A 15,381-nucleotide genomic window follows, 5' to 3' on the forward strand; every position below is an offset into this window, starting at 1 on the left:
ACATCGGAGCAGATATGAAAACAACTGTCATGACAGCGTCACTCCTGCTGCTGAGCGCATCAGCATTTGCCCAAAGCACGGGTCCCACCGTTGCGCCGGGCAAGACGACAACAGCGAGTACCGGCGCAGCCGCGCAGGAAATGGTCATCGCACGAGCAGGAAGCCAGGCATCGTCCAAAGGGCCTGCACAGTATTTCACGGGGAGCGTCCGGGTCGATCCGCTGTTTGGTGCGAGGGCGCCATCGACGGCGGCCGGGGTGGCCGTTACGTTCGAACCGGGCGCGCGTTCGGCATGGCATACCCATCCCGCAGGCCAGGTGCTGATCGTCAGCGCAGGTGCTGGACGTGTACAGCAATGGGGCGGCGCCGTGCAAGAGATTCGCCCTGGCGATGTCATCTGGACACCGCCGGGCGTCAAGCATTGGCACGGTGCGGCGGCAACCACTGGAATGACCCACATCGCCATTCAGGAATCGCTTGGCGGCAAAAATGTCGAATGGATGGAAAAGGTCAGCGATGAACAATATCAACAATAAACGGACAGCATCCCGGATGATGCGTGTCACCACAGCCCTGCTGTGTTGTGTACCGGGACTTGGACAGGCCGATCAGGCTGCCGCGCATGTGAAAACCCTGCCTGGCGGAACGGCGCCATCGGGAATGGGAGCAGCCGTACCGGCGCTCGAACATTACACGCACGATCTGCTGTTGGGCGATGTCTGGAAGCGCCCCGGCCTATCGCCGCGCGACCGCAGTATCGTCACCCTTACGGTGCTGATCGCACGCGGCCAGTCGACCGAGCTGCCCTTCTATCTGCGCCGGGCGCTTGACAGTGGTGTGAAACCAGGCGAAGTTTCGGAAATTATCACGCACCTCGCGTTTTATGCAGGCTGGGCCAACGCGACCACAGCGACGCACGCCGCCGGGACAGTGTTTGCCGAGCGCGGCATCGGCGCCGACCAGCTGCCTGCCGCGAAGGTCCGCCATCTTCCACTCGACAAGCCGTCTGAGGAACAGCGCGCAGCGATGGTCGAGGAGAACTTCGGCAAGGTTGCGCCGGGTGTCGTCAAGTACACCACGGATGCGCTGTTTCGCGACTTGTGGCTGCGACCCGGCCTCGCACCGCGCGACCGCAGCATGGTGACCGTCAGCGCACTGGTGGCAGGCGGTCAGTCGGCCCAGATCAACTTTCATCTCAATCGTGCGATGGACAGCGGATTGACCGAAAAAGAGGCGGGAGAGATTCTGACCCAGCTGGCGTTCTACGCAGGCTGGCCAAATGTGTTTTCCGCCATGGCGGTGTTCAAGGAAGTATTTGCACAGCGACCGCCTGCGGTCTCTGCCCGATAGGCTGTGGCTCAGCGCCTGACGTCCTCGAACTGGTGTTCTGTTCGTGGAAGGTCAGGCTGCCGCCGCGCGCGCGAAGGCAAGCGCTTGTCGGAGATACGGTCACCCCCCGCATGCCTGATGGTGTCGATGATGAGGCCAAGCGCACGTGAAGAGTGCCTTCGGCTTGGATAATACGCGTGCAGGCCGGGAAACGTGGGACACCAATCCTGCATGACCGAAACAAGCCGGCCATCGGCCAGATAGGGTGCCGCCAGGTCTTCCGTAAGAAAAGCCAGGCCGCAGCCGCTGACGGCAGCATTTGCCATGTGGTAGCCGTTGGTAAAAACGGCCTGCCCATGCACTCTGAGATCGATAGGTTTGCCGTCTTTTTCCAGCTCCCAGGCATATATTCCGCCACTACTGGCAAGGCGCAAGGTAATGCAATTGTGTCTAAGGAGATCCTGAGCTGTCGCTGGCTTTGTATGCCATTCAAAGTAGCCCGGCGAACCGACGATGACCGTTTGGACGTCCGGTGTCAGCCTCACTGCGATCATGTCCTTTTCAACCTGGTCGCCATAGCGCACACCGATGTCGAAGCGGTCTGCCGCAATATCGAGCATCCGGTAATCCGCATTGAATTCAACGTGCAGATCGGGATACTTCGGCAAAATTGGCGCCAAGCGTGGCCATAGGACCGTGTCGATCACGCTGTCGATCGCCGTGATTCTGATGTTTCCCGCAGGGGTTTCACTCAAGTCGCTGATTGCGGCGAGTTCAGCCTCGATCTCCTCCAGGCGGGGTGCGACGTTCTGCAGCAGTCGCTCTCCAGCTTCGGTGGGGGAGACGCTGCGGGTGGTTCGGGTAAGCAAACGCACGCCCAGTCGCGCCTCAAGAGAACGAACTATGTGGCTGAGTGCAGACTGCGTCAAGCCGAGTTTCGCAGCCGCTCGTGTAAAGCTGCGTTCGCGTGCAACTGCGATGAAAACGACGATATCGTTAATATTTTCACGAGCCACTAGGGTGATCCTTGGATGGACATTTTTTCGGACGCAGGTGATGTTGTGATTGCAAGATTGACGCAGCATATCAGGTACTTGTGCGAGTACAGGCAATACAACGGTGAGATAACTCTACAATTACCTTGCTGCGGTCATGAAGTATGCTAGATCGGGCATGGGAAAGGCGCCAAGATGCGTAACGTCCAAGGACACTGAGAGCCTGTCAGATTTTCTGTGTGAAACGGGGTCATGAAATAATGCCGAAAGAACTATTCCATGACCGAAGTGATGACCACCAAGAAGCCGAAGAAACAGAAAGCAGCATATCCATTCCCCGTCGAGTTGATCGACCAGTTGCTTGCTCAAGTTGAGAACAAGGACGCTGCAGTCAACGCCGAGGCGGCCGAAGCTGCGCTGGACGCGTTCGCGGCCGGTCCATGGGGCATCAAATTCCCCACTGTGGCAGCTATGTGGCGACGCCAGTGGCAGCAGGTGATCCCGTTCTTCGCATACCCGCCAGAGGTGCGCAAAATCCATCTACACCACAAATGCCATTGAGAGCCTGCATATGCGCCTTCGGAAGATCGTCAAGAACCGCGGTCATTTTCCGAGCGACGACGCCGCGACCAAACTGCTATTCCTGGCCTTGCGAAATATTGAGAAAGACTGGAAGATGGCGCCGCGTACCTGGAAGCTCGCTGCCAATCAGTTCGCCATCATGTTCGGCGAGCGATTCACCAACGCGATTACCTAACTACGAAATCTGGCCCTGCACACATAATTTCTGACAGGTCCAACCAGAACGGCCCCCGCGACTCGATCGCAGGTCGGTTGGAGTGTCGACATCAACAAAATCCGACAAAAAAGTTGCCGGGTGACTTTTTCAACACAATAGGCCAGAAGCAGACCTCCGCTGACGAATGCCCCAATCACAGCACGACCACAACGAAAGCACAATAGACAATGAGCTTGTCATTTCACATTGACTTCAACGGCGAGTGCGAAGAGGCATTTAGCTTCTATGCAGCGTGCCTCGGGGGGAGGATTGGTACGATGCTCAAGATCGCAGACTCACCGATCCCGGCATCGACGACTCGTCCGGGACGCCACATCGTTCATGCGAATATCTGTATCGATGGGGTTGAGCTGGCCGGTGCCGATGTTGAAGCACACAACTACAGAAGGCCGACGGGCTTCTATGTGTTGCTCGGTGTCGATTCGGAAGAAAAGGTCGATTCTTATTTCAGTGCGCTACAGACCAATGGGCAGGTAATCCTGGCGCCGCAGCAGACTTTCTGGTCTTCCCGCTATGCCATTGTGATCGACAGGTTTGGCGTACCTTGGAAGATCAATCGCGGAACGTGACAAGGTCCGCTTTGGGGGCCAAACCGGCCACTGGCGAAAGGCAGCGATCAGCCCGCCAATCGACGCCAGGCGATCCGGCGCTTCGCAAACGTCATATTCGCTTCATCCTGCTCGACCATCATCTGCCGGCCCCCGAAGGCACACTGCGCACGTGCCCTGGATCTGGAAAGTCCAGGTGCCAGGGCGCGCCCTCGATCGGGTCAGGCGGCGGGAGACAATGCCGCCAGTGGTTCCGGCTCCGGTACCGGGCTGGAGTGCGCGGCGATCCAGTCGCTCAATTCACGCCCGAAGACGCGCAGGCGCGCTGTCTCGACCTGGCGGCGTTTGTATGCATCGTGACTGGACGGCCCGGTCATGCTGCGCTGGTGGCTTTCCTTGTCCATCAACTGCAGTTCATAGTCGAAGAAAAAGCCAACGTCATAATCCTGGCCCGCCGTTTCAGGATAGCCCTGCTCGGCCTGCAGATGGATCATCTTGCGCACCGTGACCTGGATGCTGCTGAAATCGGCCCCGCTGTGGGGATTGTCGGCGCGCGTCTGGCGCCTGGCGACGGCCAGGAGCTCCGCGTCCATCTTTTGTAGCAGCTCGGTCGGATACTCGTGGCTGCGTTCCAGCATGCAGCGGTATTTCACGAAGATTTCCTTGGCCGCTTCCAGATCGAGCAAGGTATTGCGGGTGCGATTGGGCTCGATATTGGTGATGGACAGGATGTGCGCGCGCTGCAGGGTTTCCAGCGCCAGCAGGCATTCGAAGCGGGTGCCGAAGACGAGGCGCACGCCCAGGTGGTCGTAGATATCCTGCGCCAGATAAGCCGCCTTTTGCAGCAGCTTGAGCAGGATGCTGTTGCGCCCCTTGTTGCGCTTGCGTTCGAGATGGTGCAGGGGCAGGCACAGCTCGCCGTTGGACAGGAAAAAATGGCCCTCGTCGTCTTCGTGGATGACTTCGTCAAGCGTGGCAAACACCTGATCGCGGATCGTATTGAAGTGGCGCAGCTCCAGGTTGTTGTCGATGTAGAAAATCGCATGCATCACCTTGAGGATGGCGCAAGACCACATGCGCCGCTCGCATTGTTGCTGCGCCTGGTGGGACGCGTGGACGAGCAGCTGGACCGGATCGCCGGGCTCCAGCACGTCGCGCGGAATGAGCTTTTCCTGGCCCGGCTGCAGGAACGTGCCGATGATGAAATCGACGGCCTCGCGGTGGCCGTTCCGGATGATTTCGCGGGCGGCCGGCTGGTCCAGGTCGTAGCCGTATTCGCGCACGAATTCGCGCGCATCGTGCAGGTTGCGCAGGGCAAGCGCGCCGAGGTCGATCGCCGAGCGTCCGCTGGTCATGGCCCCGAGGTAGCCCCAATTTAACGAGAATTTGCGCTTGGTCTCGAGCGTGGGCCGAAATTCGCTCATGTCTGTTGCCTTGATTTGCTTTGCTCGGACCAGTATCCAATTGTTCGGTGTTGAGGTCAATTAATATTCGATGCATACAGGCATCAATTCTCCTTCAGGCCACAGGCTTTCGGGCGGCGTGGCCAGGATTGCATGGGCAGTGGGACCCAGCAACCGCCTTGGTCATGGACATCACGGCAAGCTTACTCAATGTCCGTTGTGTGTGGCACCTGCCGGTCGCGATAGTCCGTTAGTTTTTACCGTGGCAACATGTTATCGACCGGCACGCTATCAACAACACCGCAATAGTGCGATAAACGTTGAAATATCGTACCGATTGCCGTACCATATTTCCATAATTTTCGAATCATCGAATGGACAGCACCATGCAAACGAAAGAAGTTTTGGCGGCGCTGGCGGCGCTGGCCCAGGAAAGCCGCCTGGCGGTGTTCCGGCTGCTGGTGCAGGCCGGCCCGGAGGGCATGGCGGCCAGCAGGATCGCCGCCACGCTCGATATCGCACCCTCGTCGCTGTCGTTTCACCTGAAGGAGCTCACGCACGCGGGCTTGCTGGCGTCCCGGCAGGACGGCCGCTTCGTGATCTACTCGGCGGACATCGGGGCAATGAACGGCCTCATCGGTTTCCTCACCGAGAACTGCTGCGGCGGCGTGCCATGCGGCGCGGGCAAGCCAGCCGGGGCGAACGCGTGCTGACCGCCTTCCTGATCTTCGCCGCTACCCTCGTCCTCGTCATCTGGCAGCCACGCGGGCTGGGCATCGGCTGGAGCGCCGCGGCCGGCGCCCTCGTCGCGCTGCTGGCCGGCGTCATCGACGTCGGCGACATCCCCGTCGTGTGGCACATCGTCTGGAATGCGACGGGTGCGTTTGTCGCCGTGATCGTCATCAGCCTGTTGCTGGACAAGGCCGGCTTCTTCGAATGGGCGGCGCTGCACGTGGCGCGCTGGGGCAAGGGCAACGGCAGGCGCCTGTTCGCGATGCTGGTGCTGCTTGGCGCAGCCGTCGCGGCGGTGTTCGCCAACGACGGCGCGGCCCTGATCCTGACCCCGATCGTGATCGCCATGCTGCGCGCGCTGCGCTTCGACGCCCGCTCCACGCTGGCGTTCGTGATGGCCGCCGGCTTCATCGCCGATACGGCCAGCCTGCCGCTGGTGGTGTCGAACCTGGTCAACATCGTCTCGGCCGATTATTTCGATATCGGCTTCGCCCGCTACGCGGCCGTGATGGTACCGGTCAACTTCGTCTCTGTCGCGGCCACGCTGTGCGGTCTGCTGCTGTTCTTCCGCAAGGACATCCCTGCCGACTACGACCTGGCGCAACTCAAGCGCCCTCAAGAAGCCATTCACGACCGCGCCACGTTCGTCACCGGCTGGTGGGTGCTCGGCTTGCTGCTGATCGGCTTTTTCTGGCTCGAATCACTGGGCGTGCCGATCAGCGCGGTCGCGGCGGTCGGCGCCGCGTTGCTGCTGATCGTGGCGGCGCGTGGTCACAAGATCCCGACCCGCGAAGTGCTGCGCGGCGCGCCGTGGCAAGTGGTCGTTTTCTCGCTTGGCATGTACCTCGTCGTGTACGGGCTGCGCAATGCCGGGCTGACCGATTACCTGACCACCCTGCTGAACCGCTGCGCCGAACATGGCGTCTGGGGCGCCGCGCTCGGCACCGGCTTCATCACGGCGATCCTGTCGTCCATCATGAACAACATGCCCACCGTTCTGATCGGCGCGCTGTCGATCGATGCCACGACCACCCAGGGCGTGGTGCGCGAGGCGATGGTGTATGCCAACGTGATCGGCAGCGACCTGGGCCCGAAGATCACGCCGATCGGCAGCCTGGCCACGCTGCTGTGGCTGCACGTTCTGGACAGCAAAGGCATCCACATTTCGTGGGGCTACTACTTCCGCACCGGCATCGTGCTCACGCTGCCGGTGCTGTTCGTTACCCTGGCCGCGCTGGCCATCCGCTTAGCTTAGGAGACATCATGAGCGTCACCATCTACCACAACCCCGCCTGCGGCACGTCCCGCAACACGCTGGCCCTGATCCGCAATGCCGGCATCGAGCCGGTCGTCATCGAATACCTGCGGGACCCGCCGGAACGCGCGACACTGGCCGAACTGATCGCAAAGGCGGGGCTGACCGTCCGGGAGGCGATCCGCCAGAAAGATACGCCCTACCTGGAACTGGGCCTGGACGATCCTGGCGTGACGGACGGCCAGCTGCTCGAGGCGATGCTGGCCCACCCGATCCTGATCAACCGTCCGTTCGTCGCGGCGCCCGAAGGCGTGCGGCTGTGCCGCCCGTCCGAACTGGTGCTCGACATCCTGCCGGCGCCGCAACGCGGCGCGTTCACGAAGGAAGACGGCGAACAGGTCATCGACGAACAGGGACGGCGCATCGACCATGGATAAGATCGCGAACCTGCCCAACCTGCGCGCCGCCCAGCTCGACATGCCGGCCATGCACAAGCTCGAACCGGCGGGCGGCATGGACCACCCGCCCCGCTTCCTGCTGCTGTACGGGTCGCTGCGCGAGCGCTCGTTCAGCCGCCTGTTGATCGAAGAAGCGGCGCGCATCCTCGAACATTTCGGCGGCGAGGTGAAAATCTTCGATCCGACCGAACTGCCGATGGCCGGCAGCGTGCCGGAAGACCATCCGAAAGTGGTGGAACTGCGCGAGCTGTGCCTGTGGTCCGAGGGACACGTGTGGTGCAGCCCGGAGCGGCACGGCGCCGTCACGGCCGTGATGAAAAACCAGATCGACTGGATCCCGCTGGAACAGGGCGCGCTGCGCCCGAGCCAGGGCCGCACGCTGGCGGTGATGCAGGTGTGCGGCGGCTCGCAGTCGTTCAACGTCGTCAACACGCTGCGCCTGCTGGGCCGCTGGATGCGCATGTTCACGATACCGAACCAGTCGTCGGTGCCGATGGCCTACAAGGAGTTCGACGACGACGGCCGCATGCGGCCGTCGGCCTACTACGACCGCGTGGTGGATGTGATGGAGGAGCTGTTCAAGATCACGCTGCTGATGCGGGGCCGTACCGGGTACCTGACGGACCGGTACAGCGAACGCAGCGAACGGGCGATGAAGGCGATCGACCGGCAGATCGAAAAAATCTGATCCTTACAACCACCCGGCCTTCTTGAAGCGCCAGTACAGGTAGCCGCTGACGCAGCCCATCGTCAGCAGCGCGAACGGATAGCCGTACTTCCATTTCAGCTCGGGCATGAACTCGAAATTCATGCCCCACACGCCGGCGAACGCGGTGAACGCGGCGAAGATCGCGGCATAGGACGCCAGCTTCTTGCTGATGTCGTTTTCCTCGATCGCCACCATCGACAGCGTGACCTGGATCGCGGTGTTGATCGTGTCGCGCACGGCATCGAGCCGGCCGGCGATGCGGGACAGGTGATCGTGCACGTCGCGGAAGTAATCCTGGGTTTCGACCACCACGCCGGGCACCCGGCCGCCATACAGCCGCCCCATCGCATCAAGCAGCGGAATTACCGCGTGGCGCAGCACCAGCGCCTTGCGCTTCAGCGCGTACAGCCGCTCGATGTTGGCGCGCTGCTCGTCCTTCTGGCTGAAGATCTGGTCCTCGATCGATTCGAGGTCGGATTCGAGCATGTCGACGATCGGGAAATAGCGGTCGACCACGGCATCGACCAGCGCATACAGCACGAAGCCCGCGCCCTTGCCCAGCTGGTGCGGCTCGCGCTCGGCGCGGGCCCGCACGCCCAGGAAATCCTGGCTCGAATCGCGCCGCACCGACAGCACGTAGTTCGGCCCCGCGAACACGGCCAGCTGGCCGACGCTCAGTTCGTCGCCGTCGATTTCGACGATGTGGACGACGACGAAGATGCTCTCGCCGTATTCCTCCATCTTGGGCCGCTGGTGGCCGCGCGCGGCATCCTCGATGGCCAGTTCGTGCAGGCTGAATTCGTCCTGCATGACGGCGATTTCGTCCACGTCCGGATCGCGCAGCGCGACCCACACGAAGGCATCGGGTTGTATCAGGTATTCGCTGATGTCCACGACCGGGACATCGGTGAGTTTCTTGCCTTCCTGGTAGGCGACACAGTTGATCAGCATGAATGAAATTGCGGTGAGAATGGTGAATCGATGCGGGAGCTTACATTACAGCCTGCAGTACCGGGCAAAAACCCCGCGCACCGGCGCTAGCCGACGGTATGCCCGTACAGGATCGTTGCGCCGATGGCGATGAGCACGAACCCGCCAACGAGTTCGGCGCGGCGCCCCACCACCGCGCCCACCGCCCGCCCCAGCATGATGCCGAGGGTGACCATGACGAAGGTGCAGGTGCCGATCGCCGCCGCGGTCAGCCAGATATTGGCGTCCATGAAAGCCAGGCCCACGCCGACGATCATCGCATCGATGCTGGTGGCGAAGCCGGTCACCACCAGCAGCCAGAACGAGCCGTTGTCGGGCCGGCCGCCGTCGTTATCATCGTCGTCGGTGGCGCCGAGGCTGGCCACGATCATCCGCACGCCGAGGCCCCCCAGCAGCAAGAAGGCGATCCAGTGATCCCACGCCTCGACATACGGCGCCGCCACCTGGCCCAGCGCCCAGCCGGCGATCGGCGTCAGGCCTTCCACGACGCCGAAGATCAGGCCGATGCGCAGCGCCGCGCGCAGGCTGGGTTTTTGCAGGGCGGCGCCCTTGCCGATGGCGACGGCGAATGCGTCGGTGGCCATGGCGAGCGACAGGGCGGCGGTTGCGGCGAAATTCATGCGTTGCTTTCCGGTCGGGCATGCGAACGACATACCGCGCGGCCCGACTGAGCACGCGATACGCCATTGGTCTTGCCAACCGGGCTGGCTGTCCGCACCACGGCCAGGGGCCGGGCATGTTGACGCGGACGCTCTCGGGAAAACGAGAGCAGGCTACTCCCCAAAGTGCCTGCGCATTGTAACCGTATCGCCGGGCATGCGCGAGATGCGCATGCCCGCCTCAGCGCGCGGCCGGCCGGTCCGCGACCGGCTCGCCGAAGTCCGGCGTGCCGTCCGCCTTCCAGCCGATGGCCTGGGCCCGCGTGTGCCGGTTCGGGTCCTGCAGCGAGTCGCCGGGCACCTGCTCGACATCGCGGGCGTGGTACACCAGGATATCGGTCCTGCCGTCCGGCGAGGTCGTGAACGAATTGTGCCCGGGTCCGAACTGGCCGGTGCGCCGGCTGCTCGCGAACACGGGTTCCGGCGACTTGGTCCACGAGCGGGCATCGAGCAGGTTCGCATCCGCGCGCGCCGTCAGCATGCCCAGCGCGTAGCTGGCATCGGTGGCGCTGGCCGAATAGGTCATGAACACGCGGCCATTCTTCACCAGCACGGCGGGCGCCTCGTTGACATCGAACTTCACCTTCTCCCACGGGTACTGCGGCTGCGTGAGCAGGGTCGCCGGTCCGGCGATCGACAGCGGGGTATCCATCTTCGCGATGTACACGGCGGTCAGGTGCTTGTCGGCCGTGGGCGGGCGCTGTGTCCACAGCAGGTAGCGCTGGCCGTCCAGCGCGAACGTGGTGGCGTCGAGCGAGAACGATTCCCAGCCGGTCCTGAGCTGGCCGCGCTCGATCCACTGCCCTTCCAGCGGGTTGGCGGCGGCGTTTTCCAGCACATACAGGCGGATATCCAGCGGCGCGTCGGCGCGGCCCGCCGTGAAGTACAGGTACCACCTGCCGTCGATATGGTGCAGCTCCGGCGCCCAGATGTGGAAGCTCATCGGCCCGGCGGCGTGCTTGCGCCAGACGACCCTGCTTTCGCCCTTGCCGATGCCGTCCAGGCTGCGCGCCCGGCGCAGTTCGATGCGGTCGTATTCGGGCACGGTCGCCGTGAAGTAGTAATAGCCGTCCGCGTGCAGGCTCGCGTGCGGGTCGGCGCGCTGCCGCACCAGCGGATTGTCGAACCCGGCCTGGGCGAACGCGGCGCAGGAACACAGGAGAGCGGCGGCCAGCGCGGTGCTGGACAGCAGCGTGCACCGCTTGACGGGTAATTTTACGGGCAGATTCATGGATGGGAGCGGTGGCAAGTTGGTTCGCCGCGAGTGTGCCATTGCCTTGGCCTGCCCCGCAATCACACTTCGGCGTGCTGCGATGCCGGAAGCGGTATCGCAATGAAACCACCGGCGATCGTGAACATTCTGTCGAGGCGAGAACGCAACACCCGTTCGGCCAAAAGCATCGCTTCTCCCATGAATGACGGTAGACTTGGAGATATTTCCACAAGGCATTACCGCCCATCACCGTCATGATCATCCGCACCTCCATCGGCACCCGCCTGACCCTGGCCTTCGGCATCGTCATGCTGATCCTGGCGGGCATCACGCTGCTCAGCATTTCCCGTCAATCCTCGCTCCACGACGATACCGAACTGGTCGTCCGGGACCGCTATGCCAAGGTGGTGCTGGGCACGCGCGCGCTGGACGGCATCCAGGAGGCGGCCAGCACGATGCGCAGCCTGCTGATCGCGGCGGACCCGGCGCAGCTGCAGGCCGAGCGCGCCCGCCTGAAGGAACGGGATGCGGACGTGACGGCCACGCTGCGCGAATTCGAGGCGCGCATCACCACGGACAAGGGCCGCGCCGGCATGAAGGCGGTGATGGCGGCCAAGGAAAAATACGAGGCCGACCAGGCGCGGTTCCTGGCGCTGCTCGATGCCGGCAACAAGCCGGAAGCCACGGCGCTGCTGCTGGGCGCCCTCGCCGGCAGCCACTCGGGCTACATGGAACTGGTCCACAACATGAACCGCCTGGGCGGCGAGCTGATGGAAAAAAGCGCCGTGCAGGCCGAGCAGACGTATGCCAGCGGCCGCCGGCTGACCCTGCTGCTGGCTGGCGCCGGCATTGTCCTGGCGGCGGCGATGGCACACTGGCTCCGGCGCAGCATCACCGTGCCGTTGCGCCATGCGGTCGAAATTGCCAACACGATCGCGGCGGGCGACCTGTCGGGCCGCATCGTGGCCGGCGGGAACGATGAAACGGGCCAGCTGCTGCGCGCGCTGGCCACGATGAACGACAACCTCGGCGGCATCGTGCGCGAGGTGCGTGCCAGCGCCGAGTCGATTTCCGGCTCGGCCGGCGAGATCGCCGGCAGCTCGCTGGACCTGTCCGGCCGCACCGAGGAACAGGCCAGCTCGCTGGAGGAAACGGCATCGTCGATGGAAGAGCTGACCAGCACCGTGCGCCAGAGCGCGGACAACGCCCAGCAGGCGAGCAGCATCGCCCGCACCGCGGCCACCGTGGCCGCGCAGGGCGGCGCCGAAGTGGCGCAGGTGGTGCAGCGGATGGCGGACATCACCGAATCGTCGCGCCGCATTGGCGATATCACGGGCGTGATCGACGGCATCGCCTTCCAGACCAACATCCTGGCGCTGAACGCCGCCGTGGAGGCGGCGCGGGCGGGCGAACAGGGCCGCGGCTTCGCCGTGGTGGCGAGCGAAGTGCGCCAGCTGGCGCAGCGTTCGGCCGCCGCCGCGCGGGAAATCAAGGGGCTGATCGAAGAGTCCGCCGAGAAGGTCGCCGCCGGCAACAAGTATGCGGGCCAGGCCGGCCGCACGATGGATGCTGTGCTGGCCGAGATCGAACGGGTGTCCACGTTGATGACCGAGATCGGCAACACCAGCCGCGAGCAGAGCGAAGGCATCGACCAGGTCAACCAGGCCGTGATCGCGATGGACCAGGTGACGCAGCAGAACGCCACGCTGGTCGAGCAGGCCTCGCGCAGCGCCGAAGCGCTGCAGGGCCGGACGCAGGAATTGCTGGCGACAGTAGACCGGTTCTCGCTGGGCAACGGCACCCCGGCAACACGCCTGCCAGCTCGCTTGACGGCATAGTCCCGGAATCGACCCGCAAATTCACGCTTTGACCAGGAGTTGACCCGCCATGCAGCATTGAATTCACAATTTCTTCTTCCGCACTGTTGAAGCCCAGACAAGTTTTCAGGTACTTTTAGGTATCATGGCCTGACCTTATCAGTTTTCAGCATGCCGACTCGGCGGAAGGATTGCGCATGGTACAAACCCGGCAGTTCAATGGCTTCCACGAGAAGCAAGCGGACACGATCGCCCTGCGGCAGGCGGTGGACAGCCGCATCGCGCAGCTGCTCGGCGACAGCGTGGACCCGCTGGCCGCGGCGATGCGCGCCGGCGCGCTCGGCAGCGGCAAGCGCATGCGCCCGCTGCTGGTGATGCTGGTCGCCCGCGACCTCGGCGTGACATCGCCCGACGTGCTCGACGTGGCCTGCGCGGTCGAACTGGTGCATGCCTCGTCGCTGATCCTGGACGACATGCCGTGCATGGACAATGCGCGGCTGCGGCGCGGCAAGCCCGCCGTGCACGTGCAGTTCGGCGAGGATGTCGCCATCCTGGCGTCGATCGCGCTGCTCAGCCGCGCCTTCTGCGTCGTCTCGTCCGCCCAGCACCTGGCACCGGCCACGCGTTCGCGCCTGGTCTGTACCCTGAGCGAAACCATCGGCGCGCAGGGGCTGGCGCGCGGCCAGTTCCAGGACCTGCGCGGCAACGGCCAGCGCTCGGCCGACGAAATCACCACCACCAATGAACTGAAGACCGGCGTGCTGCTCGGCGTCGCCGTGGAAATGGCGGCCGTGCTGGCACAGGCAAGCGACGCGGTGACGCAATCGCTGCGCGCCTTCGCGATGGCCGCAGGCCACGCGTTCCAGATCCGCGACGATTTCGCCGACGGCGGCGACAGCGCCATCACCGGCAAGGACACCGGCAAGGATATCGGCAAGGCAACGCTGGTCAACACGCTCGGCCCGGCCGAGGCGCGCCGCCGCATGGGCGCCTACGTGCAGCAGGCGGAACGCCACCTGGGCGATGCGCTGGGCCCCGGCGGGCATACGCATGCCTACATGGCGCAGCTGCTGGCGCAGGCATCCCCGGCCCCGCAGATCGTGCCCGCCATCGCGCCGCGCCCGGCCGCGCAGCTCGGCGCGCAGTTCGTCTAGCGCTGGCGGGGGCGCATCGCATGGCACATTTCGGCGTGGTGGCGCCCGCGTTTCCCAGCCATTTCAGCGCGCTGGGCGCGCTCGCCGCGGCGCTGGCCGAACGTGGCCACCGCGTCACGTTCCTGCACCGCCCGGATGCGCGCGCCTTTGTAACGGATGAACGGATCGGCTTCCATGCCGTCGGCGCGGCCAGCCATCCGGCCGGCTCGCTCGCGCAATCGTTGCGGCGCGCCGCCAACCCCGGCGGCCCGCTGGGACTGCGCCGCGTGATCCTCGACATGGCCCAGGCCACCGACATGCTGTGCCGCGAACTGCCCGCCGCCCTCGACGCGCTGCGCATCGACGCGCTGCTCGGCGACCAGATGGAAGCGGCCGCCGGCCTGGTGGCCGAAGGGATGGGCATGCCGTTCGTCTCGGTGGCCTGCGCGCTGCCCGTCAACCGCGAAGCCGGCCTGCCGCTGCCGGTCATGCCGTTCGCGTGGGGCGACGACGAACGTTCGCTGCGCATGGCCGAAGGCAGTACCCTGGTCTACGACTGGCTGATGGCGCCGCACCGCCGTGTCATCGAGGAGCGCGCCCGCGCGTTCGGCATCCCCGCGCGCGGCATGCTGCACGAGTGCCTGTCGCCGCTGGCGCAGGTCAGCCAGACGGTGGCCGCGTTCGATTTTCCGCGCCGCGCGCTGCCGGCGCATTTCCATCATGTGGGGCCGCTGCGGAGCGCGGCACCCCATGGCGCCCGCCGTGCGCCGATGCCTCGTATCGCGCCCGGCCGCCCGTTCGTGTTCGCCTCGCTGGGCACGCTGCAGGGCCAGCGGTTCGGCCTGTTCCGGCGCATCGCCCGGGCGTGCCGCATGCTCGACGCGCAACTGCTCGTGGCGCATTGCGGCGGCCTCACGGCGAGCCAGGCGGGCGCGCTCGAAAAGGACGGCGCCACGTGGGTATGCGATTTCGCGGACCAGGGGGCGGCGCTGGCCCGCGCCGACGCGGTGGTATCGCACGCCGGCCTGAACACGGTGATGGACGCGATCGCCGCCCGCACGCCGATTCTCGCGCTGCCGATCGCCTTCGACCAGCCCGGCGCGGCCGCGCGCATCTGCCATGCCGGCATCGGGCTGCGCGCCTCCGCCCGTTTCGCCGGGCCGCGCGGGCTGGCCGCGCAGCTGGAGCGGCTGTTGACGGAACCTGCGTTCGCGGCGCGGCTCGACACGCTGGCCGGCGCGGTGGCCGGCGCCGGCGGGACCGAACGGGCCGCCGACATCGTCGAACAGGCGCTGCGCCTGCGCGCGGATCTGCCGGCCGGCGCGACGGCATGAGGGACAT

The 15,381-nt window shown here is 64.5% G+C and carries 15 protein-coding genes, 1 pseudogene and 1 riboswitch; of the genes and pseudogenes, 11 read left to right on the forward strand and 5 right to left on the reverse strand.

Going from position 1 to position 15,381, the window contains the following annotated elements; translation table 11 throughout:
- The first annotated feature begins 14 nt into the window (after positions 1–14).
- Positions 15–536 carry a (R)-mandelonitrile lyase gene (locus GJV26_RS02710; protein WP_216643099.1) on the forward strand — a complete coding sequence of 174 codons (522 nt, stop codon included), beginning with the start codon at positions 15–17 and terminating at the stop codon, positions 534–536.
- Positions 517–1,350 carry a carboxymuconolactone decarboxylase family protein gene (locus tag GJV26_RS02715; protein ID WP_371866439.1) on the forward strand — a complete coding sequence of 278 codons (834 nt, stop codon included), beginning with the start codon at positions 517–519 and terminating at the stop codon, positions 1,348–1,350. The genes GJV26_RS02710 and GJV26_RS02715 overlap by 20 nt, the downstream gene beginning before the upstream one ends.
- 8 nt (positions 1,351–1,358) lie before the next feature.
- On the opposite strand, the gene GJV26_RS02720 is transcribed toward GJV26_RS02715, so the two are convergent.
- On the reverse strand, positions 1,359–2,345 hold the full coding sequence (locus GJV26_RS02720) for a LysR family transcriptional regulator (protein WP_371866551.1): 987 nt from the start codon (positions 2,343–2,345) through the stop codon (positions 1,359–1,361).
- 366 nt (positions 2,346–2,711) lie between these two features.
- Between GJV26_RS02720 and GJV26_RS02725 the strand changes: the two are divergent.
- Positions 2,712–3,081: pseudogene (locus tag GJV26_RS02725) on the forward strand (transposase); the annotation flags it as partial.
- A gap of 209 nt (positions 3,082–3,290) precedes the next feature.
- Positions 3,291–3,692 carry a VOC family protein gene (locus GJV26_RS02730; protein ID WP_155707435.1) on the forward strand — a complete coding sequence of 134 codons (402 nt, stop codon included), beginning with the start codon at positions 3,291–3,293 and terminating at the stop codon, positions 3,690–3,692.
- Positions 3,693–3,892: 200 nt separating this feature from the next.
- On the opposite strand, the gene GJV26_RS02735 is transcribed toward GJV26_RS02730, so the two are convergent.
- Positions 3,893–5,155, reverse strand: a complete 1,263-nt coding sequence (locus GJV26_RS02735) for a TIGR04552 family protein (protein WP_229419149.1) — start codon at positions 5,153–5,155, stop codon at positions 3,893–3,895.
- A 305-nt stretch (positions 5,156–5,460) separates the two neighbouring features.
- Here GJV26_RS02735 and GJV26_RS02740 point away from each other — a divergent pair, with 305 nt between their 5' ends.
- The 4 genes from GJV26_RS02740 to arsH are packed head-to-tail and all read left to right on the forward strand — an operon-like array spanning position 5,461 to position 8,207.
- Positions 5,461–5,787: an ArsR/SmtB family transcription factor gene (locus GJV26_RS02740; protein WP_155707437.1), complete on the forward strand. Its 327-nt coding sequence runs from the start codon at positions 5,461–5,463 to the stop codon at positions 5,785–5,787.
- Positions 5,781–7,061: an arsenic transporter gene (locus GJV26_RS02745; RefSeq protein ID WP_371866552.1), complete on the forward strand. Its 1,281-nt coding sequence runs from the start codon at positions 5,781–5,783 to the stop codon at positions 7,059–7,061. The genes GJV26_RS02740 and GJV26_RS02745 overlap by 7 nt, the downstream gene beginning before the upstream one ends.
- An 8-nt stretch (positions 7,062–7,069) precedes the next feature.
- Positions 7,070–7,498: an arsenate reductase (glutaredoxin) gene (gene arsC, locus GJV26_RS02750; protein WP_155707441.1), complete on the forward strand. Its 429-nt coding sequence runs from the start codon at positions 7,070–7,072 to the stop codon at positions 7,496–7,498.
- Positions 7,491–8,207, forward strand: coding sequence for an arsenical resistance protein ArsH (gene arsH / locus GJV26_RS02755; protein WP_155707443.1), 717 nt, complete (start codon positions 7,491–7,493; stop codon positions 8,205–8,207). Before arsC ends, arsH begins: the two co-directional genes overlap by 8 nt.
- Positions 8,208–8,210: 3 nt before the next feature.
- On the opposite strand, the gene corA is transcribed toward arsH, so the two are convergent.
- The 3 genes from corA to GJV26_RS02770 all read right to left on the reverse strand — a co-directional run bounded on the left by corA (position 8,211) and on the right by GJV26_RS02770 (position 11,108).
- On the reverse strand, positions 8,211–9,179 hold the full coding sequence (corA, locus tag GJV26_RS02760; RefSeq protein WP_155707445.1) for a magnesium/cobalt transporter CorA: 969 nt from the start codon (positions 9,177–9,179) through the stop codon (positions 8,211–8,213).
- Positions 9,180–9,265: 86 nt separating this feature from the next.
- Complete coding sequence (locus tag GJV26_RS02765) at positions 9,266–9,838, reverse strand: manganese efflux pump MntP (RefSeq protein WP_155707447.1); 573 nt, start codon at positions 9,836–9,838, stop codon at positions 9,266–9,268.
- A gap of 9 nt (positions 9,839–9,847) precedes the next feature.
- A riboswitch (yybP-ykoY riboswitch) is annotated at positions 9,848–10,018 on the reverse strand.
- A gap of 40 nt (positions 10,019–10,058) precedes the next feature.
- Complete coding sequence (locus GJV26_RS02770; RefSeq protein WP_216643100.1) at positions 10,059–11,108, reverse strand: glycoside hydrolase family 43 protein; 1,050 nt, start codon at positions 11,106–11,108, stop codon at positions 10,059–10,061.
- A gap of 236 nt (positions 11,109–11,344) precedes the next feature.
- On the opposite strand from GJV26_RS02770, the gene GJV26_RS30525 reads away from it, so the two are divergent.
- The 3 genes from GJV26_RS30525 (at position 11,345) to GJV26_RS02785 (ending at position 15,374) form a co-directional block, all read left to right on the forward strand.
- Positions 11,345–12,928 (forward strand): methyl-accepting chemotaxis protein, encoded by a 1,584-nt coding sequence (locus GJV26_RS30525; RefSeq protein WP_155707451.1) that lies wholly within the window; start codon positions 11,345–11,347, stop codon positions 12,926–12,928.
- A 176-nt stretch (positions 12,929–13,104) separates the two neighbouring features.
- Positions 13,105–14,061, forward strand: coding sequence for a polyprenyl synthetase family protein (locus tag GJV26_RS02780; protein ID WP_155707453.1), 957 nt, complete (start codon positions 13,105–13,107; stop codon positions 14,059–14,061).
- Between the two features lie 20 nt (positions 14,062–14,081).
- The gene (locus GJV26_RS02785; RefSeq protein WP_155707455.1) at positions 14,082–15,374 is read left to right on the forward strand and encodes a glycosyltransferase; all 1,293 of its coding nucleotides are present in this window, start codon (positions 14,082–14,084) and stop codon (positions 15,372–15,374) included.
- Positions 15,375–15,381 lie beyond the last annotated feature (7 nt).

The organism is Pseudoduganella dura (assembly GCF_009727155.1).
In the GTDB taxonomy this organism is placed as follows: Bacteria; Pseudomonadota; Gammaproteobacteria; order Burkholderiales; family Burkholderiaceae_D; genus Rugamonas; species Rugamonas dura.

Coding starts and splice junctions, on each gene's coding strand:
- GJV26_RS02710 (WP_216643099.1), top strand. CDS start 15: ATGAAAACAACTGTCATGACAGCGTCACTCCTGCTGCTGAGCGCATCA.
- GJV26_RS02715 (WP_371866439.1), top strand. CDS start 517: ATGAACAATATCAACAATAAACGGACAGCATCCCGGATGATGCGTGTC.
- GJV26_RS02730 (WP_155707435.1), top strand. CDS start 3,291: ATGAGCTTGTCATTTCACATTGACTTCAACGGCGAGTGCGAAGAGGCA.
- GJV26_RS02740 (WP_155707437.1), top strand. CDS start 5,461: ATGCAAACGAAAGAAGTTTTGGCGGCGCTGGCGGCGCTGGCCCAGGAA.
- arsC (WP_155707441.1), top strand. CDS start 7,070: ATGAGCGTCACCATCTACCACAACCCCGCCTGCGGCACGTCCCGCAAC.
- arsH (WP_155707443.1), top strand. CDS start 7,491: ATGGATAAGATCGCGAACCTGCCCAACCTGCGCGCCGCCCAGCTCGAC.
- corA (WP_155707445.1), bottom strand. CDS start 9,179: ATGCTGATCAACTGTGTCGCCTACCAGGAAGGCAAGAAACTCACCGAT.
- GJV26_RS02765 (WP_155707447.1), bottom strand. CDS start 9,838: ATGAATTTCGCCGCAACCGCCGCCCTGTCGCTCGCCATGGCCACCGAC.
- GJV26_RS02770 (WP_216643100.1), bottom strand. CDS start 11,108: ATGAATCTGCCCGTAAAATTACCCGTCAAGCGGTGCACGCTGCTGTCC.
- GJV26_RS30525 (WP_155707451.1), top strand. CDS start 11,345: ATGATCATCCGCACCTCCATCGGCACCCGCCTGACCCTGGCCTTCGGC.
- GJV26_RS02780 (WP_155707453.1), top strand. CDS start 13,105: ATGGTACAAACCCGGCAGTTCAATGGCTTCCACGAGAAGCAAGCGGAC.
- GJV26_RS02785 (WP_155707455.1), top strand. CDS start 14,082: ATGGCACATTTCGGCGTGGTGGCGCCCGCGTTTCCCAGCCATTTCAGC.